The organism is Pseudomonas sp. BNK-44-b, from assembly GCF_047456245.1.
Classification (GTDB): Bacteria; Pseudomonadota; Gammaproteobacteria; order Pseudomonadales; family Pseudomonadaceae; genus Aquipseudomonas; species Aquipseudomonas machongensis.
The window spans coordinates 2,270,925-2,289,818 of record NZ_CP179908.1 but is presented as its reverse complement, the minus strand read 5'-3'; the positions used below and the strand labels follow the sequence as shown (position 1 = coordinate 2,289,818).

At 61.9% G+C, this 18,894-nt stretch carries 14 protein-coding genes and 1 pseudogene; 6 read left to right on the top strand and 9 right to left on the bottom strand.

Features of this window, described 5'->3' with window-relative positions:
• Nucleotides 1-7: 7 nt before the first annotated feature.
• Nucleotides 8-2,902 (bottom strand): P-loop NTPase fold protein, encoded by a 2,895-nt coding sequence (locus ACMGGG_RS10360; protein WP_414155418.1) that lies wholly within the window; start codon nucleotides 2,900-2,902, stop codon nucleotides 8-10.
• 286 nt (nucleotides 2,903-3,188) lie between these two features.
• Between ACMGGG_RS10360 and ACMGGG_RS10355 the strand changes: the two genes are divergently transcribed.
• The gene (locus ACMGGG_RS10355; RefSeq protein ID WP_414155801.1) at nucleotides 3,189-3,944 is read left to right on the top strand and encodes a PIG-L deacetylase family protein; all 756 of its coding nucleotides are present in this window, start codon (nucleotides 3,189-3,191) and stop codon (nucleotides 3,942-3,944) included.
• A gap of 25 nt (nucleotides 3,945-3,969) precedes the next feature.
• Here the strand turns inward: ACMGGG_RS10355 and ACMGGG_RS10350 are convergent, their stop codons facing one another.
• Nucleotides 3,970-4,869 (bottom strand): helix-turn-helix domain-containing protein, encoded by a 900-nt coding sequence (locus ACMGGG_RS10350; RefSeq protein WP_414155417.1) that lies wholly within the window; start codon nucleotides 4,867-4,869, stop codon nucleotides 3,970-3,972.
• 199 nt (nucleotides 4,870-5,068) lie between these two features.
• Between ACMGGG_RS10350 and ACMGGG_RS10345 the strand changes: the two genes are divergently transcribed.
• From ACMGGG_RS10345 to ACMGGG_RS10335, 3 genes are all read left to right on the top strand, one after another.
• Nucleotides 5,069-6,427, top strand: coding sequence for a glutamine synthetase family protein (locus ACMGGG_RS10345; RefSeq protein WP_112898178.1), 1,359 nt, complete (start codon nucleotides 5,069-5,071; stop codon nucleotides 6,425-6,427).
• Nucleotides 6,428-6,532: 105 nt separating this feature from the next.
• Complete coding sequence (locus tag ACMGGG_RS10340) at nucleotides 6,533-7,621, top strand: polyamine ABC transporter substrate-binding protein (RefSeq protein ID WP_414155416.1); 1,089 nt, start codon at nucleotides 6,533-6,535, stop codon at nucleotides 7,619-7,621.
• Between the two features lie 14 nt (nucleotides 7,622-7,635).
• Nucleotides 7,636-8,931: an NAD(P)/FAD-dependent oxidoreductase gene (locus tag ACMGGG_RS10335; protein ID WP_414155415.1), complete on the top strand. Its 1,296-nt coding sequence runs from the start codon at nucleotides 7,636-7,638 to the stop codon at nucleotides 8,929-8,931.
• Here the strand turns inward: ACMGGG_RS10335 and ACMGGG_RS10330 are convergent, their stop codons facing one another.
• On the bottom strand, nucleotides 8,932-9,237 hold the full coding sequence (locus ACMGGG_RS10330; protein ID WP_065862824.1) for a helix-turn-helix domain-containing protein: 306 nt from the start codon (nucleotides 9,235-9,237) through the stop codon (nucleotides 8,932-8,934).
• A 199-nt stretch (nucleotides 9,238-9,436) separates the two neighbouring features.
• On the opposite strand from ACMGGG_RS10330, the gene ACMGGG_RS10325 reads away from it, so the two are divergent.
• Nucleotides 9,437-10,114, top strand: a complete 678-nt coding sequence (locus tag ACMGGG_RS10325) for a DUF3313 domain-containing protein (RefSeq protein ID WP_151924755.1) — start codon at nucleotides 9,437-9,439, stop codon at nucleotides 10,112-10,114.
• Between the two features lie 11 nt (nucleotides 10,115-10,125).
• Here the strand turns inward: ACMGGG_RS10325 and ACMGGG_RS10320 are convergent.
• The 4 genes and pseudogenes from ACMGGG_RS10320 to ACMGGG_RS10305 form a co-directional block, all read right to left on the bottom strand.
• A pseudogene (locus ACMGGG_RS10320) lies at nucleotides 10,126-10,401 on the bottom strand (C4-dicarboxylate transporter DctA); the annotation flags it as partial.
• An 8-nt stretch (nucleotides 10,402-10,409) separates the two neighbouring features.
• The gene (locus tag ACMGGG_RS10315) at nucleotides 10,410-11,291 is read right to left on the bottom strand and encodes an alpha/beta fold hydrolase (protein ID WP_414155414.1); all 882 of its coding nucleotides are present in this window, start codon (nucleotides 11,289-11,291) and stop codon (nucleotides 10,410-10,412) included.
• Between the two features lie 127 nt (nucleotides 11,292-11,418).
• Nucleotides 11,419-12,726, bottom strand: coding sequence for a serine/threonine transporter (locus ACMGGG_RS10310; protein ID WP_414155413.1), 1,308 nt, complete (start codon nucleotides 12,724-12,726; stop codon nucleotides 11,419-11,421).
• A 107-nt stretch (nucleotides 12,727-12,833) separates the two neighbouring features.
• A complete protein-coding gene (locus ACMGGG_RS10305) occupies nucleotides 12,834-14,210 on the bottom strand; it encodes an L-serine ammonia-lyase (RefSeq protein WP_323454235.1) in 1,377 nt (458 codons plus the stop codon).
• A gap of 146 nt (nucleotides 14,211-14,356) precedes the next feature.
• Here ACMGGG_RS10305 and ACMGGG_RS10300 point away from each other — a divergent pair, with 146 nt between their 5' ends.
• Nucleotides 14,357-15,292: a LysR substrate-binding domain-containing protein gene (locus ACMGGG_RS10300; RefSeq protein ID WP_054891304.1), complete on the top strand. Its 936-nt coding sequence runs from the start codon at nucleotides 14,357-14,359 to the stop codon at nucleotides 15,290-15,292.
• A 67-nt stretch (nucleotides 15,293-15,359) separates the two neighbouring features.
• Here the strand turns inward: ACMGGG_RS10300 and ACMGGG_RS10295 are convergent, their stop codons facing one another.
• Nucleotides 15,360-16,694 carry an LLM class flavin-dependent oxidoreductase gene (locus ACMGGG_RS10295; RefSeq protein WP_372822713.1) on the bottom strand — a complete coding sequence of 445 codons (1,335 nt, stop codon included), beginning with the start codon at nucleotides 16,692-16,694 and terminating at the stop codon, nucleotides 15,360-15,362.
• A gap of 16 nt (nucleotides 16,695-16,710) precedes the next feature.
• Nucleotides 16,711-18,819: a TonB-dependent receptor family protein gene (locus ACMGGG_RS10290; RefSeq protein ID WP_414155412.1), complete on the bottom strand. Its 2,109-nt coding sequence runs from the start codon at nucleotides 18,817-18,819 to the stop codon at nucleotides 16,711-16,713.
• Between the last annotated feature and the right edge of the window lie 75 nt (nucleotides 18,820-18,894).

Sequence of the window (18,894 nt, the reverse complement as noted above, 5' to 3'; positions counted from 1 at the left end):
AGGAAGATTAAATCTTATCTAAATAGTCTGAAACGATGGGCCAATGGCGTTGGCAGTCGATAATCAGATGTCCCTTTCTCATCGCCATTCCGTCATAAGCGGCCACCTCCTTCAGAATGGTGGCTTTATTGGAGTTCCAATAATCGCGGAGCATCGGCTCAGAAATCATGTCTAACAAAGGGCGCCAGGAAAAATCCAACTTAATCTCGTCTTCGTCATACCCACGGCTTTCTTGTAGCATCCACATCAGGAATCGGACGAACCTCATAGTATTGCGGACGTCAAGTTCTGGATTAAAGCATACGTTCAGAATATAAGAACTCATATCATTGTAAATACCGTTTGCGTCAGACGCACCTACGCGGTCGTAGAAACCACAACCAACCCCCGAATCACCAGGACCTGTTCGATTAGCTAACTGGTACAAGATATAAAGCGCGACGGATAACCTAAACTCGTCGAGAGTATTCTGGTCGACGAGATCCTCACCAGAGCTTGAAAATCCCTTCCCCACAACCTGTTCGAAAGTCAAGGACTCGATATCCTCGAAAATATTTTTCTTCTGCTTCACGTATGAAGCATAAAAATCATCAAATATTTTCTGTGAGAGAAATCTCATACCCTCTATCGTAAGTCGGTACACATTCCCTGACGTCTCTGCTGCCCTGTCACTGTGTTTAAGCAGCGCGCGGCTTATGTTGTGTAATTGCCCACCGCGATCGAGCGAGCACTGTTGCCGAAACACCAAAAGATCCTTCCAGCCCAATACTCCTCGTGACGGACGAATCAGGCCTTTGAGTAACGGGCCTTCTGAAAAATTTTCCTCTCCAAAAAACCAATGAGCAATGCCGATTATATTCTCGCTTGTGTTCGCCGCGCCTACTTGCGGCTGGGCCCGCCAGAAGCAGCTATCTATAATCTTGGCGAGTGCGCTTATCATTACATCTCGATCCGAACGCCGAAAGAAGCCCGACACAGAGTTGTAGTCGGGGAGCGTTTCTATTGCTTTTTCTAAGATTTCGCGAATATGCGGCCCCTTAAGACGCGAGGCATTCTCGGCTAGCATCCCCCAAAACTGGATATGTACGCCACGGCCAGAAGAATGAATGAACTCCTGTTTGCCGAGCACCTCGTCGATAGTTTTCCCTGCGATCAACTCTTGCACAGAAGCTTTATAAAATATGTGAGTTTCCGTTAGTGCAGGCACCTTAAGCTCAAGGATCAAGTCAATGTACCGCTCCAGATTTCGCGCCCCCGCCAAATTGACATACGCCCGCGTTTTTTTATTGTCAATCTCATTAAGATCCACTAGCCTGCCAGCGACGCCAAATATCTGCTTCAGAAGAAAAGAGCTTCCCGGTGGGCCAGCTTCGATTAGGTCAAGGTATTCTTGACTCTGCTTGCATTTTGACATGTCATTGTCAAACACCACCCCAAAAATTCCGCTGCGCCCACCGCCTTCCTCAAGATGGATACGTCTGAACATGCCTGGATAGGTTTGCTGCAACAGCACGAGATTCACGAGATCGTCACGATTGAAGTCCGTATTGTCGTAAGACACTTTCTCCAACTGCATTACCAATAGGGCATTGATGATTCTTTTTATCTTGCGGAAATTGCCCATCAACTCAAGATATCGTGACGCGTGCTCACCCTGCAGCATCTCCGCCATTTTCGTAAGTAATGGAGTGAGCTTGCTCATCCGCTCCACAGGGACCAAATCCAATCCTGGAACATCCTTTCTCCAGTCTTGATTCAAGTATCGCGCCAGCGCGGCAGCATCCACGAAAACGTTAACTTTTAATGTGACGAACTTCTCAAGAAACTCTCGTGCCCGCTCACCATCACTAGCCAACGCCACCAACATTTCGGTGTCATAGCACAAAATGTACGTTGCGCGGCGAAGCCTGAAAGCCTTCTTCATTCCGAACAGCACATTATTGATGGCCGACGGTTCCAATCGATCGAGATCATCGATCACGACGATCAACTTTTTGCCCACTCGCTCAAGCGTCGAATCCAGACTCTCCAGCAATTCGTCCAGTGTATCGCTGCCCGGCTCCAGTTCCACTTTCAGACCAAATAACGAAAACTCGGCCTTGCCTTTCAACAACCGAGAATACCGTGAGGCGAAAGGCTGGAGTTCAGGCACATAGCTTTCCCGCTGGATACACGCAATCAACTCTCTTACAAAGCGCTGAGCGAGGTCGGCATCGCCTGCATACTTCAATGGTTCAAAGCGGAACACAAGAATTTCTGGCTGCTGCCAATGTTTGGCAGCAAGGTTGATAAAGCTTGTCTTGCCAACCCCCCAAGGGCCATCCACACCTAGCACTATCGACTCATGCTGGGTACACGCCAACACCGCATCCGCAAAATCCTTTGCCCTGGGCGCCATGCCGAGCTGGTCGTGTTCGTGCAGCGAAACTTCGTTGTCCTGGAGAAAATGAACCTCCTTGACCGTGTCAGCATGCCTGTTCAGACGCAGATGTGCGGTCAAGACAGACGAGAATATAACAAGCCCACCGATCAGGATCAGAAGCCCCGACGATGCGGGCAGTTTATCGACCTCTTTGTGAAGCACGTCCATCAGCGGCGAAGCGAGTTCGTTCGATACCGCGCCCAGGACAATGAACGCGAGGAGGTCAACGCGCCTGCTTTGCGTGTAACGGCGGGCCAGACAGAGGCCGCCGCGCACATACAGGTAAGCCAGCATCAACGCTGTCATCAATAGTGTGCCCAGCACCCCCCACTTCCAAATAGCAGGATGATGAGCAAGGAGCCCCTTATAGAGGCCGAGACCTAGCCACGTACCAAGTTGATAAATACCGAATATGACAAAGCCCAAGAGATAGGCTTTCAAATACACAAAGAACTCAGGTTCCTGGGCATTGCGTTGCATGTCTACTGCGTCCTTACGTGCACTCCTGGCGCGCAAGTATCCCGCACGACAGAGAAAGCAAGCAAGGTGCCATCATCTGCATCCCTGAAGTCCGGTGGTGGCTGCTCCCACAAACCCGCCTAACATCAGATCGTGTGTCGCCAGCTTTTTTGAACTCTCCCCTCACCCACTCCCTCAATCCTTCAGAGACCCGGGAGTCGTCCCGAAACCCGCCATGACCAAGCCGCCGCAAAAATACAGCGCCAGGATTGGTTTGAGTTCGACTGACAGCAGGAGCTTGGCAACGATGAACGAGCACATGATCCAGGCTGACGCGGGAACCCCTTGGAGCGAATGGCAGAAATCCGCGCACCTGGCCCGGGCCGCCTGGATCACCCCCGAACAACTGTGCCCGCCGGGCCGGCGCTTGGTATTGGTAGCGCCGCATCCGGATGACGAGGTGCTCATGGCGGGCGGATTACTGAGTGACTTCCATGGCCGCGAGCAGGACCTCGTGCTGATCTCTGCCACCGACGGCGAAGGCAGCCACCCAGGCTCGGCACAATGGACTGAACGACGCCTGCGCCACCAGCGCCCACTGGAGAGCCGCCATGCCTTGCAGCAGCTCGATCTGCGGGTCGGCGATCTGGATTGGCGACGGCTGAACCTCAAGGACGGCGCCTTGCCCCGGGACGAGGCCTTCCTGATCAATTACCTGAACCAGTTACTGCAACCCGGCGATCTGTTGATGTGTCCCTGGCGCCACGATGGCCATTGCGACCATGACGCGGTGGGCCGTGCCTGCGCACAGGCCGCCCAGGCGCGCGGGGCAACGCTGGCCGAAGCGCCGATATGGGCGTGGCGCTGGTCGACGCCGGACGATCCTCGGCTACCTTGGCAACGCGCGCGTCGTATCCAGCTCGACGAAGCGAGCCTCGCGCGCAAGCGCCAGGCCATCGCTGCCCATGTCAGTCAGATGGAGGCGGATGCGGACACGCCGCCCGTGGTGCCGCAACAGCTGCTGGAATGCCTGCTGCAGCCTTTTGAACTGGTCTTTATCTGACAGCCAGCCCCTCGCAAGTGCCCCTTCAGCGCCCGCGCTTGAGCGTCTCGCTCGGCAATTCGCGGAACAACTGGCGATAGCTCTCGGAAAACCGCCCCAGGTGCCAGAATGACCAACGCATCGCCACTTCCGCTACCGTCACCTCGCTGGCGCGGCGCAGCAGGTCGCGGCGCGCACCGTTGAGTCGGCGCAGACGCAACCAATGCGCCGGGGGCATGCCGGTAAAGGCCTTGAAGGCCTCCTGCAATTGACGCAACGACACCCCGGCCACCTGCGCCAGCTCCATGAGATTGAGCGTCTCTTCCGGGCAGTCCGCCGCCCATTCGCTGACCCGCTGCATGATCGCCCGCTCTTCACCGCGCTTGCCCAGTGCCTGGCCTTGCAGGCGCTGGCAGGCGTTGTCGAGGATGAACAGGCAGTCATCGAGCAGTTGCTCGGCCAAGGCCTGCCCTTCGAGTGGGCAGTCAGCCTGCGCCAGACGCGTCAGGGTCGCGCTCAGCCAGCTGCCGAACAGCGCATTCTGGCCGCTGCCCAGCGGCACCATGAACAGCCCCTGCAAACGCTCCAGATCCAGGCCGTGCCGCTGCAGGAACGGCTGGTCGAACACCACCGCCACTTCCTGGTAGTTCTCCGGGGTTATCCAGATGTTGCGGCTTTGTTCATTGAGCAGGTACAGGCTGTTCTCGACCTGGTCGAAGCAAAAGGTCAGCGAGCCGCTCGGGGCGCGGAAGAACTGCTCGACTCGGGTATTCAGGCGCTCTTCGTACACCTCGACGCCATCGAGCCCCAGGCAGCGCAGCTGGCCGCTGAAATGCCCGGGTGACATCTGCCGGTACTGCTGCTGCCAGCCAGGGGTGGCACGCACCTGCTCGGTGACATCGGTGGTGTTGAAAGCCTGGACCTGCAAGGCGGTTTGCGTATTCACGCGACGTCCTATATGCACTCTTTTGGTGCATTGATTGACGGAGAAAACGGATAGATCACCCCGAGGGGCAGCGCCCAAGATAGTCCTCAGCGTGACCTGTGGGAAGTGGCGCCGTGAAAAGGTTTGTAATACCTCCTGGAGGTCGACGGCCTTCACGCGCTGCGCATGCCCACCACCAAAACCTAACCAAGAGGTCTGTATGAACGCCCCCTTCGATCAGCTGTCCGCCTGGCTGAAAGAACACCGGATCACCGAAGTCGAATGCGTGGTCAGTGACCTGACCGGCATTGCCCGCGGCAAGATCGCCCCGACCAACAAGTTCCTCAACGAGCGTGGCATGCGCCTGCCCGAGAGTGTGCTGCTGCAGACCGTCACCGGCGACTTCGTCGATGACGACATCTACTACGGCCTGCTCGATCCGGCGGACATCGACATGATCTGCCGCCCTGACCCGGCAGCGGTGTACCAGATCCCTTGGGCGATCGAACCGACCGCCATCGTCATCCATGACACCTTCGACAAGCACGGCAACCCCATCGAGCTGTCGCCGCGCAACGTCCTGAAGAAAGTCCTCAAGCTCTACGCCGACAAGGGCTGGCAGCCGATCGTTGCGCCCGAAATGGAGTTCTACCTCACCCAGCGCTGCGAAGACCCGGACCTGCCGCTGCAGGCGCCATTGGGCCGTTCGGGCCGTGCCGAGAGCGGCCGGCAGTCGTTCTCCATCGATGCCGCGAACGAATTCGACCCGCTGTTCGAGGACGTCTACGACTGGTGCGAAATCCAGTGCCTGGACCTGGACACGCTGATCCACGAAGACGGCCCGGCGCAGATGGAGATCAACTTCCGTCACGGCGACGCCCTGGACCTGGCCGACCAGATCACCGTATTCAAGCGCACCATGCGCGAGGCGGCGCTCAAGCACAATGTCACCGCCACCTTCATGGCCAAGCCGATCACCGACGAGCCGGGCAGTGCCATGCACCTGCACCAGAGCGTGGTCGACATCGCCACCGGCAAGCCGGTGTTCGCCAATGAAGACGGCAGCATGAGCGAGCTGTTCCTGTACCACATCGGTGGCCTGCAGAAGTACATCCCCAAGGTACTGCCGATGTTCGCGCCGAACGTCAACTCGTTCCGCCGCTTCCTGCCGGACACCTCGGCGCCGGTGAACGTGGAATGGGGCGAGGAAAACCGCACCGCCGGCCTGCGCGTGCCGACCTCCAGCCCCGAGGCGATGCGCGTGGAGAACCGCCTGCCGGGCGCCGACGCCAACCCTTACCTGGCGATCGCCGCGAGCCTGCTGTGCGGTTACCTGGGCATGATCGAGAAGATCGAGCCGAGCGCGCCTGTACAGGGCCGCGCCTACGAGCGCCGCAACCTGCGTCTGCCGATCACCATCGAGGATGCGCTGCAGCACATGGAAGACTGCAAGGTCCTGGAAGACTACCTGGGGCGCCAGTTCGTCCAGGGCTACGTCGCGGTCAAGCGCGCCGAGCATGAAAACTTCAAGCGGGTGATCAGCTCCTGGGAGCGCGAGTTCCTGCTGCTGAGCGTGTGACCCCATGGAGGGTTTCTGTGGGAGCGGGTCGATCCGCTCCCACAGGCAACGCGCTGCCCCTGCTTCCGTTTCGAACCCGAAGAACAAGTCCAACGAGGTGCCGACATGCGTCATTTGCAAACCATGATTCCCGCAGCCTTCGCCCTGATGTTCGGCGCGGCCGCCCAGGCCGAGCCCACGGTCAGCGTGTACAACTGGACCGACTACATTGGCGAGACCACCCTGGCCGACTTCCAGGCCAGTACCGGGATCAAGGTGGTCTATGACGTCTTCGACTCCAACGAAACCCTCGAGGGCAAGCTGCTCGCCGGCCGCACCGGCTACGATGTGGTGGTGCCCTCGAACCACTTCCTCGCCCGCCAGGCCAAGGCCGGCGCGTTCCTGCCACTGGATCGCAGCAAGTTGTCGAACTGGCAGCACCTGGACCCGAAACTGCTCAAGCAACTGGAGCAGAACGATCCGGGCAACAAATACGCTGTGCCGTACCTGTGGGGTACCAATGGCATCGGCTACAACGTCGAGAAGGTCAAGGCCGCGCTGGGCATCGACAAGGTCGACTCCTGGGCCGTGCTGTTCGAGCCAGAAAACCTGAAGAAACTCAAGCAATGCGGCGTGGCCTTCATGGACTCGCCTGACGAGCTGTTCCCGGCCATGCTCAACTACCTGGGCATGAACCCACGCAGCGAAGACCCGAAAGACTACGCCAAGGCCGAAGCACGGCTGATGGAGCTGCGCCCGTACATCACCTACTTCCACTCCTCCAAGTACGTCTCGGACCTGGCCAACGGTGACGTGTGCGTGGCCTTCGGCTACTCCGGCGACGTGTTCCAGGCGGCCAACCGCGCCGTGGAAGCCAAGAACGGCGTGAAAATCGCCTACAGCATTCCCAAGGAAGGCAGCAACCTGTGGTTCGACCTGCTGGCCATCCCGAAAGACGCCAGCAATCCTGACCAGGCCCTGGCCTTCATCAACTACCTGCTCGACCCGAAAGTGATCGCCAAGGTCAGCGCCACGGTCGGCTATGCCAATGCCAACCCTGATGCCAAGGCGTTCATGGACAAATCGCTGGTGGAGAATCCCGAGATCTATCCGTCCCAGGAGGTTCTGGACAAGCTCTACGTCTCCAGCACCCCCAGCCCGCAGATCATGCGGGTGATGACCCGCTCCTGGAGCAAGATCAAGTCCAACCGCTGATTCGAGTGTTTCCAATGCCTCATCAAACCGAACACACCGCCTCCTACTACGCCGCCACGGCCCGTGCCACGGCGCCCTACCCCGAACTCGAAGGCGAGTTGAGCGCCGACGTGTGCGTGGTCGGCGGCGGCCTGACCGGCGTCAACACCGCGCTGGAGCTGGCCGAGCGTGGCCTGTCGGTGATTCTGCTGGAGGCCCGCCGCATCGGCTGGGGCGCCAGTGGGCGCAATGGCGGGCAGCTGATCCGTGGTATCGGCCATGACGTCTCGGGCTTTGCTCGCTACGTGGGCCAGGACGGCGTGCGTTACCTCAAGCAGGCAGGCCTGGACTCGGTCGAGCTGGTGGCCAGGCGCATCGAGCAGTACGGCATCGAGTGCGACCTGCGCTGGGGCTTCTGCGAGCTGGCCAACACCCCGGCGCAGTTCGCGGCGTTCAACGACGAACTGCAGGACCTGGCCGAACTGGGCTATCGCCATGAAACCCGGCTGATCGCCCCAACGCGCATCCACGACATCGTCGCCAGCGACCAGTACGCCGGCGGCCTGGTGGACATGGGCTCCGGCCACCTGCACCCACTGGACCTGGTACAGGGCGAGGCCCGCGCCGCCAGCAGCCTTGGCGTGCGAATCTTCGAGCAGAGCGCTGTGCAACGCATCGAACACGGGCCCACCGTCACCCTGCACTGCGCACGCGGCAAGGTACGGGCCAAGAGCCTGGTGCTGGGGTGCAATGCGCACCTGGACGAGCTGGAGCCGCGCTTGACCGGCAAGGTGCTGCCCGCCGGCAGCTACGTGGTGGCGACCGAACCGCTGCCCGAGGCTCTGGCGCGCAGCCTGATTCCGCAGAACATGGCGCTGTGCGACCAGAAGGTCGGCCTTGACTACTACCGCCTGACCGCCGACCGCCGCCTGCTGTTCGGTGGCGCCTGCCACTACTCCGGTCGCGACCCGAAGGACATCGCCGCCTACATGCGCCCGAAAGTGCTGAAGGTGTTCCCGCAACTGGCCGATGTGCGCATCGACTTCCAGTGGGGCGGCATGATCGGCATCACCGCCAACCGCTTCCCCCAGGTCGGCCGCCTGAGCCAGCATCCGAACGTGTATTACGCCCAGGGTTACTCCGGGCATGGCCTGAACGTGACCCACTGGACCGCCAAGCTGTTGGCCGAGGCCATCGCCGTCGGCCACAGCCAGGGCCTGGATATCTTCAGTGCCGTACCGCACCTGACCTTCCCCGGCGGCAAGGCCCTGCGCTCGCCGCTGCTGGCCCTGGGGATGTTGTGGTATCGCGTGCGGGAGGTGCTGGGGTGATCAGAGGATGGCCTGCAGGCCCTTGTCGGCAATGACATTGAGCAGTTTCAGCGCTGGCCCGGCTGGCCGTGTTTCACCCTGCTCCCATTTGCGTACGGTAGACGCACTGGTATGCAAATGCAGTGCGAAAACCGGCTGGCTGAAATTGAGCGCTTCGCGCAGGCGCCTGATATCTAAAGCGGTGAAGTCCCTGACAGGCGCAGGGCAGATGGCTTCGAATTCACGCATCGTCACCTTGCCGACAGCACCAGCCTGGTAAAGCACGGACAGATCGTCACGCAACGACTCAATCAACTTGCTGGTCACAAAGAGATCCTCAAAACATACCCGTAACGGGCATATATTTGCAGTCTTGCCGGTAATGTGACAGTACGACGGTTGAAGATTTCATGTGGGAATTCACATCACAGAACCAAGGGCGCATACCACTCCACCTGCAAACTGGCCAATCGCCAAGCACCTGCTAGCGTTGATCTGGCCTCCCCCTCAATGGACGCTACCCATCATGAAACCGCTGCCTCGCGCCACCCTGCTGTGCGCTGCCGTGCTTGCCCTGGCCGCCTGTTCCAGCAACCGCGTCGATCCGAGCCAGTATTCCGGGTTTCTCAAGGACTACAGCCGGCTCAAGCCGGCGGAAAGTGTTTCCGGGGCACCGGTAATGCGCTGGATCGACCCTGGGATCAAGGCCAGCCAGTATCGACAGGTCTATATCGAGCCCAGCCAGTTCTACCCCAGACCACAACCCACAGCGGTGATCTCGGCGCAGACCCTGCAAGCGATCACCCGCTACTTCGACGACGCCATGCGCCGGGAACTGGGCAGCGTGCTGACGGTGGTCAGCGCTCCTGGCCCGGGAACGATCGTGGTACGCCCGGCGATCACCGCGGTGTCAACCAAGACCGAGGGGCTCAAGCCCTATGAAGTGGTGCCCATCGCCCTGGTGGCCGCAGCGGTGAACACTGCGGCCGGTGGTCGTGACCAGGAAGTGGACATCGCCGTGGAGGCGGCCTTCCTCGACGGCGCCAACCAGAAGGTGCTGGCCCAGGTGGTGCGCAAGGGCACCGGCGAGGCGCTGGAGAACGATACCGCGCAGCTCAAGCTGGAGAACGTCAAGCCGGTGCTCGATGGCTGGGCCAGCGACATGCGCCGTAGCGTCGTGGAACTGCGCAAGAAGGGCCAGTAAACGGCGTCGGATCAGTCTTTCGCCACAGGCATGCCCGAGGTTTCAGTCGTGGTCTGGGCGCTGGCAACCGCGCCCGGGCTGCGGCTGATTACCGCCAACCGGTCCCTGTCGAGTTCGCCCTCCCAGGCTGCAACAGTCAGGGTCGCGACCGCATTGCCGATGATGTTGGTCAGAGATTGGTATTCGGCCATGAAGCGGTCGCCGCCCAGGATCAGCACCATTGCCGCGACCGGTACGCTCGGCACTACCGCAAGGCTTGCGACCAGCGCAACGAAACCCGCGCCGACAGCCCGTATCAGGCGTGCAGCAGGAACGGCAGGGCGTGCTCGAGCAAGGCTTGCGGGGCTTCTTCAGGAATGTAGTGACCACAGGGCAACTCGCTGCCGCGCACGTCCTCGGCACAGGCGCGCCATTCCTTGAGCGGTTCGAAGCACTTGCCGATGACGCCGTCACGACCCCACATCACCAGCAGCGGGGTCCTGACCGTGTTCCCGGCATCGAGATCGGCCTGGTCATGCTCCAGGTCAATGCCTGCAGCCGCCCGATAGTCTTCGCACACGCCACGCGCTGCGCCCGGTAGCGACAGGCAACGACGGTACTCGGCGAACGCCTCGTCGGTGAACGGCGCAAGGCCGGCGCTGCGTCCGCCCATGACGCTGCGCAGGTAGCCTTCCGGGTTGGCTTCGATGAGGGTTTCAGGCAGTGGCGCCGGGCGAATGAGGAAGAACCAGTGCCAGTAGGCACGGGCGAAGGCTTCGTTGGTCTGGCGATACATTGTCAGTGTTGGCGCGATGTCCAGCAGCACCAGGCGGGACAGGCGCTGGGGATGGTCGAGCGCCAGGCGGTGCGCGACCCGCGCGCCGCGGTCGTGGGCCATCAGGGCGAATTGCTCGAACCCCAGGGCATGCATGAGCCCGACCATATCTGCGGCCATGCGGCGCTTGGAATACGCCTCATGCCGGTCGTCGGCCTCAGGCTTGGCCGAATCGCCGTAACCGCGCAGGTCGGCAGCGACCACAGTGAACTGCTCGGCCAGCTTCTCGGCCACCTTGTGCCAGATCACATGGGTCTGCGGGTGGCCGTGCAACAGCAGCAACGCCGGCCCCTTGCCGCCGATACGGTAGGCGATCTCGATACCTTCGACGTGCTGGAAGGCTTTCTTGAAACCCTGGAACATGCCAATCACTCCGTTCGTGTGCACTCGGGCCGCAAGGCGACCCTTCAGGTGCCGAGCATAGCTGCGGCACCGAAGGCATCAAGAACACAAATGCAGAGCGAAGCAACACGAATCGTGAAGCATGGCCTCAGGCAAAGAAGCCGTAGAAAATCGCAGACAAGGTGATCAACCCCACCAGCACGACGAACACGTTCGACAGCGCGCCCGAGTACTTGCGCAGCGAAGGCACCTTGCGCACGGCATACATCGGCATCAGGAACAGCAGGCACGCCAGCACTGGGCCACCGAGGCTTTCGATCAGTCCGAGGATGCTCGGATTGAGGGTCGCCACGATCCAGCAGCCCAGCACCATGAACAGCGCGGTCACCCGCTCCAGGCGCTTGGCCGACCAGCTTTTACCGCGGCTGCGCAGGCTCTTGACGATCATGCCCTGGAAGCCTTCGCTGGCCCCGATGTAGTGACCCAGGAACGACTTGGTGATCGCCACCAGGGCAATCAGGGGGGCGACGAAGGCGATGACCGGCGTCTGGAAGTGGTTGGCCAGGTACGACAGGATCGAGATGTTCTGCACCTTGGCCGCTGCCAGGTCGGCAGGGCTCAGGGCCAGTACGCAACTGAAGCAGAAGAACATCACCGTCAGCACCATCATCACGTGGGCGGTGGCCAGGGTACGGCCGCTCTTGCGGTCGGCATCGGCGCCGTAGCGATGCTTCTGGTCGACGGCGAAGGCCGAGATGATCGGCGAGTGGTTGAACGAGAACACCATCACCGGAATCGCCAGCCACAGGGTCAGCAGCAGCTTGGAGGTGCTCAGGCCTTCGCTGGCCTGGGCGAAGAAGGCGCCGTTCCAGTTGGGGATCAGGCTCACGGCCAGCAGCAGGAGCGAGGCGACGAAGGGATAGACCAGCACGCTCATGACTTTGACGATGATCTGCTGGCCGCAACGCACCACCACCATCAGACCGGCGATCAACAGCAGCGACAACAGTGCACGCGGCGGCGCGGTCACATGCAGTTGGTGCTCGAGGAAGCTGGTCAGGGTATTGGTCAGGGCCACGCTGTAGACCAGCAGGATGGGGAAGATCGCCAGGAAGTAGAGCAAGGTGATGAGCTTGCCGGCACCCACGCCGAAATGCTCCTCGACCACCTCGGTGATGTCTTCATTGCCGCCACGGCGCCCGGAAAGCACGAAGCGGGTCAGCGCACGGTGCGCATAGAAGGTCATCGGGAAGGCCAGCAGCGCGAGGATCAGCAGCGGCCAGAAGCCCCCTACCCCGGCGTTGATCGGCAGGAACAGGGTACCGGCACCGATGGCAGTGCCGTACAGGCCCAGGGCCCAGGTGGTGTCGTGGCGGTTCCAGCTGCGCGTGGCTGTGGTCGAAGCCGGCGCAGCCGAATCCGCACGAACGGTCGTGGTGTTGTGTACATCAGTCATGGGTTTCGCCTTTGTAGTTGTTTTTGTTGCTCGGTGCAGCGGGTGTTGCAAATGGGTTCAGGCTTGTGGAGCCGGACGCCTACAGGAGCGGGTTTGAAGCAGAGAACTCAGCACTCGACAAAGGCAACGGCCAGGCCGCCGCGCGAGGTTTCCTTGTAGTTGGCGTGCATGTCCGCGCCGGTGTCGCGCATGGTGCGGATCACCCGGTCGAGGGAGATGAAATGCTCGCCATCACCCCGCAAGGCCATCTGCACGGCATTGATCGCCTTCACGGCGGCGATGGCGTTGCGCTCGATGCACGGCACCTGGACCAGACCGCCGACCGGATCGCAGGTCAGGCCGAGGTTGTGCTCCAGGGCGATTTCAGCGGCGTTTTCCAGTTGCGGCGGGGTGGCGCCGAGCACTTCGGCAAGGCCTGCAGCAGCCATGGAGCAGGCCGAACCGACCTCACCCTGGCAACCCACTTCGGCGCCGGAGATCGATGCGTTTTTCTTGCACAGGATGCCGACCGCCGCAGCGGCCAGCAGGAACGCCACCACGTCGTCGTCGCAGGCCGCGGGGTTGAACTTCATGTAGTAGTGCAGCACCGCCGGGATGATGCCGGCTGCGCCATTGGTCGGTGCCGTGACCATGCGCCCGCCAGCGGCGTTTTCTTCGTTGACCGCCAGCGCGAACAGGTTGACCCACTCCATCGCGCTCAGGGTCGAGCCGATCACGTTGGGCTTGCCCAACTCCTGCAAGCTGCGGTGCAGGCGCGCAGCGCGGCGCTTGACCTTGAGCCCACCCGGCAGGATGCCTTCATTACGCAGGCCGTTATCGACGCATTCGCGCATGGCGGCCCAGATGCTCAGCAGGCCGCTGCGGATCTCGTGTTCGCTGCGCCAGGCGCGCTCGTTGGCCATCATCAACTGGCCAACGGTCAAGCCATGGGTCTTGCACAGCGCCAGCAGCTCGGCGCCTGAGGAAAACTCGTACGGCAGCTCGACGTGCACGTCGGCACTGGCCGGCGCATCGATTTCGGCCTGCTCGATGATGAAGCCGCCGCCAACGGAGTAGTAGGTCTGGGTCAGCAGGCTGCCCTGCCCGCCCAGTGCTTCCAGGCTCATGGCGTTGGGGTGGTAGTCCAGGCTCTCGTCGAGCAGGCGCATGTCGCGGCTGTACTGGAACGCCACCGGATGCGAGCCATCGAGCATCAAGCACTGCTCCTGCATCAACTGGTCGATGCGCGGCTCGATGCTGTGCGGGTCGATGCGGTCCGGCCACTCGCCCATCAGGCCCAGCAGGCAGGCGCGGTCGGTGGCGTGACCGATGCCGGTGGCCGACAGCGAGCCATACAGGCGCACCTCCACCCGCTGCACCTGGGCCAGCAGGCCATGTTCGCGCAGCCGTTGGGCAAAGGTGGCGGCGGCACGCATGGGCCCCACGGTGTGGGAGCTGGACGGCCCGATGCCGATCTTGAAGAGGTCGAAAACACTGATAGCCATGCTAATGCCTGACCGCTGCGACGTTGTTTGCCGCTGCGCGGTCCTCCGGAAAAATTGATGGGTATTGCGAATTTGCGCGATACTGCCGCGCTCGCCTGACGATGACCAACGAAAATTCCTAAGCAAGCCTTTAGCGGGACTAAACAATGAAAGGGCAACTCAACGGCCAGGTATTCGTCTGGCTGCATGTGTTCTCCTGTGCGGCGCGGCATCTGTCGTTTACCCGCTGTGCCGAAGAACTGCACATCACCCCCGGGGCGGTCAGCCAGCAGATGCGCCAGCTTGAAGAGCGCCTGGGCTTCGCCCTGTTCCTGCGCCGCGCCCGTGGTGTGGAGCTGACCGCCGAGGGGCAGCGCCTGGCGCAGACTGTCGCCGAGGCCTATGGCAGCATCGAAGCCGAATTGCTGCGCCTGGACGCGGGTGAAATTCGCGGCACCTTGCGCCTGCGCTCGATCCCTTCGTTCCTCGCCAAATGGCTGACCCCGCGCCTGCCACGCTTCCAGCAGCGCTACCCGGACATCGAGCTGCGCCTGGTGGCCGAAGACAGCAAGCAGGCCCTGCATGACGGCGACTTCGATCTGGCGATCGACCTCAATGACGGCAGCTACCCCGGAATGCTCTCGACGCCGCTGCTGGACGAGCAGATCTTTCCGGTCTGCTCTCCCGCCCTGCTACGCGGTCGCCCGCCGCTGCACGGGCCGGCCGATCTGGTCCACTATCCGCTGCTGCACGACATCACGGCCTGGCGCGGCAGTTCGGAATACGCAGAGTGGGAGTTCTACCTGGAGGGCATCGGCGCGGGTGGCCTGAACGTGCGCCGCGGCCACACCTTCAACCGCAATCACCTGACCATCGAGGCGGCGATTGCTGGTATCGGCGTCGCGATTGCGCGCCGTACCTTGCTCAACGATGAACTGGAACGCGGCACCCTGATCGTGCCTTTCGGGGTGTCGATCCCCAATCACAAACGCTATGTGTTGCTCTACCCGCCAGGCGGCCTGACCCAACCCGGCGCCCGCGCGGTGCACGATTGGCTGGTGGAGGAAGCGCAGACCTTCCGGGCCCTGCATCCGCTGATGTAGTACCTTGGAGGTTCACAAGCGTCGCAGTGGGGCGCGCTTCCCCACCGCCACTCCCCTTTATCGGGAATCACCTGCGCAGCGCGTACTGGTTCACCGCCTTGGGCAGGCCAAGGTGCTCGCGCAGCGTGCTGCCCTGGTATTCGCGCCGAAACAACCCGCGCCGCTGCAGCAACGGCACCACTTCCTCGACGAACACCCGCGCGCCTGAAGGAAACATGTCAGGCATGATGTTGAAGCCATCTCCCGCCCCCGCCAGGAACCACTCGGCCAGGGTGTCGGCGACTTGCTCGGGCGTACCGACCGCCAGCCGATGGCCTACCAGGATGCGTCGCGACAACTGGCGAATGGTCAGGTTTTCGCGCCGGGCCAGGTTCAGTTGCGCCTCGAGAAAGCCATGGGAACCCTGCTCGAACGCAGCCACCGGGCCGATCCTGGCCCAGGGCAAGGGCGCATCCGGGTCCAGCTCGCGCGCATCGATACCGATGCGTCCGGCCACTTGCTGCAACAGGCCATGCTCGCCATGCCAGGCGTTGAGCTCGTCGAAACGCGCATGGGCCTCAGCCTCGGTGCTGCCGATCACCGTCGACAGGCCGGGCATGATCTTCAGGTGCCTCGGGTCTCGCCCCCAGGCCTTGGCGCGGGCTTTCATCTCCCGGTAGAAGGCCTGCCCGTCAGGCAAGGTGGTCTGGGTGGTGAAGATCGCATCGGCATAGCGCGACCCCAGCGCCTTGCCGCCTTCGGAAGAACCGGCCTGGACCAGGACCGGACGCCCCTGGGGCGAGCGCGGCAGGTTCAGCGGACCCTTGACCTGAAAGTGCCGGCCCTTGAAGTCGACGGTATGGACCTTGTCCGGGTCGGCGAAGCGCCCCCCTGCCCGGTCCCCGATCACTGCATCCTCTTCCCAGCTGTCCCACAGCTTGAGCGTCACCTCGAGAAATTCCTCGGCGCGGCCATAGCGATCGACATGCAGCGGCGCACCCGCCAGGCCGAAATTCTGCGCGGCCGCGTCGCCGGCGTTGGTGACCACGTTCCATGCGGCGCGCCCACCACTGATGTGGTCCAGCGAGGCGATGCGCCGGGCCAGGTTGAACGGTTCGTTGTAGGTGCTCGAACAGGTGGCGATCACCCCAATGCGCTCGGTGGCAGCGGCCACGGCGGTCAGCAGCAGGGTCGGCTCCAGCCGCCCGCCCGGCTGGCTGGCGACATCACCGGGCAGTGCCGGGCCATCAGCGAGAAAGATCGCATCCAGGCAGCCCTTTTCCGAAAGCCGGGCGATATCGCGGTAGTAGGCGACATCGACATATGCATCGATGGCCGCCTCGCCCTGGCGCCAGGCCGCAGCATGGGCGCCGAACCCGAGGATGTTCATGCCCAGGCTCATCTGCGCTTGATCTGTGCTCATGAGGCTCTCCCCGCACTCAGAATCGGAAGGCAACGCCAGTGGTCACGTTGAACGCGTCCCCTGGGTAGAAGTTCGCAGAGTCGCGCCCGCCTGCGTCATAGGCGGTGTTGGTGGCGCTGGCATAGCGCTGGTTGGTGAGGTTGCGCAGATCGGCGAACACTTCCCACTTGCGGCTCGGCGCCTGGTAGCCGAACTTGGCGCCCCACAGCAGGTACGAGGGCGTCTGCCAGGTGTTGGCGTAGTCGATGTAGTAGCTGGACGCGGCACGCAGGTTGAGCGAGGCGTAGAAACCGCTGGCCTGGCGATAGGCGAGCTCGGCCTGGTAGACCTGACGCGGCAGGCCGGGCAGTTGGTTGTCGCCGAAGCGTTCGTCGTGGCGGTACTTGAAGTCGTTGAGGGTGTAGGCCTGGCGCAGGTCGAGGGTGTCGCCGTTGGCACCGGTCCAGAGCAAGGCATTGAGCCCCGCTTCGATGCCTTGATGAAGGGTCGGGCTGGCATTGGAGGTGGCCGTGAGCTGGTCCTGGGTGGCGGTTGCCTGTTGCACGACCACGGTCAACAGCTCTTTCTGCACCCAGGAGCGGTACAGGGTCAGGCTGCCATCGAAGATCCCATGGCTGCCGCGTACCCCCACCTCGAAGGTCGTGGCCTTCTGCGGCCGGACATCGTAGAGGAAAGGATTGCTGGTGCTGCCCAATTGCCAGGTCACCGGCGGGTCGATGCTGCGGCTGACGTTGCTGAACAGCTGGAATTCGGGGTTGATCTGGTAGCGCAGTCCCAGCCGCGGCGCCAGGTCGTTCTCGACGTATTCGACGCGGGTGGGGAAGTTGCTGGGGTTGGCCGCGGTCAGGGTACTCGCCTCGATCTCGCCCTTGCGACGGATGTTGACGAACGACAGCCCCGACGACAACCACAGGTCATCGGCCAGTTGCAGCTCGTTGGCCAGTGTCAGCACGGTATCGCGCGAGCCGGTGTAGTTGGTTTCCTGGGTCTTGAGCCCGGTGGCGCGGCTGTGCGCCTTGACATCGGCCAGGTAGGCGCGGGTGTTGCTGAAGATCACGCTGCTGTCACTGGGCAGGCCGAGGAAGGTGTCGCCGGTACGCAGGTAGCGCAGGGTCAGGTTGATATCCTTCGAGCGCCAATCCTGCGGCGCCAGGGCATAGCGCCAGCCATTGAGCAGCGGGTAGTTGTTGTACGACGCGCCGACTTCGAGCCTGGCGCCATCGTCGAAGGTGTAGGTGGTCTTGTTGCCGATGAAAGTGGTGCCGTCCTTGCGCCGCCCAGTGGGCACCAGGTTGCTGCGCGGGTCATGCTTGAGCTGTGCGCGGGTCAGGGTGTTGCCGTTGATCAACTGCTCTTCGCGGTACTTGAAGAACATGCGGGTCTGCAGCTTGGGGCTGAATACGTGGCCGAAGTTGGCGGCTATGCCGCGACCTTCGTTACTGGCGTGATCCTGGTAACCGTCGCGCTCGTTGTGCAGCACGTTGATGTAGTAGTCGGTGTCGCCCACCACACCGCCCGTGCTCAGCTGCTGCTTGCGGTAGCCATAGCTGCCGACCTCGAAGCGTGCATAGTTGCCAGGGTCGGTACGGCCGGTCTTGCTGACCATGTTGATCGCCCCGCCCAGTGCCAACGCGCCGTACTCGTAAGCGTTGGCGCCGTAGAGCACCTCGGTGTGATCCACCGCCTGCATGTCGAGGAAGTCTTCCTGGGTGCCACCGGGGCCGGTGATCGGCAGGCCGTCGAAGAGAAACTTGGTGCCCAGTACATAGCCTTGGTAGAAGGTGTTGAGCCCCGAGCCGCGGATCGAGATCTTGTTCGCAGCCGTGCCGCTGGTGCCCTGGGCGAACACACCGGGCTGCAGCGCCAGTACGTCCTCGGCGTTGGCCGCACGGCCCTGCTCGACTTTGCGGTTGTCGACCACCGCCGTATTGCCAGCAACCTTCTGCAGGCGCTTCTGGTCCTGCTGGGCGCCGGTTGCCGCGGCGCCGGTGACCGTCACCGTGCCCAAGGTGGATTCCTCGGCGGCCAGCGTTGCCGGGCTGAAGGCAGCCAGTAACAACGGCAGGCTGGCGGCGGTCACCAGGCTGAAACGCGGCTGAGTGGAAAATCGAACTTTCGCACGCACTACTGATACTCCCCATTTATATATAAGGCCGTGTTTCGCTGTTGTTCACGAAGTACGGTCGGGCATTCAAATGGG

Bases quoted from the DNA above. Each gene is read 5' to 3' on its own strand.
- ACMGGG_RS10345 (WP_112898178.1), top strand. From the start codon at position 5,069: ATGAACGCCCCCTTCGATCAGCTGTCCGCCTGGCTGAAAGAACACCGG.
- ACMGGG_RS10305 (WP_323454235.1), bottom strand. From the start codon at position 14,210: ATGGCTATCAGTGTTTTCGACCTCTTCAAGATCGGCATCGGGCCGTCC.
- ACMGGG_RS10335 (WP_414155415.1), top strand. From the start codon at position 7,636: ATGCCTCATCAAACCGAACACACCGCCTCCTACTACGCCGCCACGGCC.
- ACMGGG_RS10310 (WP_414155413.1), bottom strand. From the start codon at position 12,726: ATGACTGATGTACACAACACCACGACCGTTCGTGCGGATTCGGCTGCG.
- ACMGGG_RS10340 (WP_414155416.1), top strand. From the start codon at position 6,533: ATGCGTCATTTGCAAACCATGATTCCCGCAGCCTTCGCCCTGATGTTC.
- ACMGGG_RS10360 (WP_414155418.1), bottom strand. From the start codon at position 2,902: ATGCAACGCAATGCCCAGGAACCTGAGTTCTTTGTGTATTTGAAAGCC.
- ACMGGG_RS10355 (WP_414155801.1), top strand. From the start codon at position 3,189: ATGAACGAGCACATGATCCAGGCTGACGCGGGAACCCCTTGGAGCGAA.
- ACMGGG_RS10315 (WP_414155414.1), bottom strand. From the start codon at position 11,291: ATGTTCCAGGGTTTCAAGAAAGCCTTCCAGCACGTCGAAGGTATCGAG.
- ACMGGG_RS10300 (WP_054891304.1), top strand. From the start codon at position 14,357: ATGAAAGGGCAACTCAACGGCCAGGTATTCGTCTGGCTGCATGTGTTC.
- ACMGGG_RS10295 (WP_372822713.1), bottom strand. From the start codon at position 16,694: ATGAGCACAGATCAAGCGCAGATGAGCCTGGGCATGAACATCCTCGGG.
- ACMGGG_RS10325 (WP_151924755.1), top strand. From the start codon at position 9,437: ATGAAACCGCTGCCTCGCGCCACCCTGCTGTGCGCTGCCGTGCTTGCC.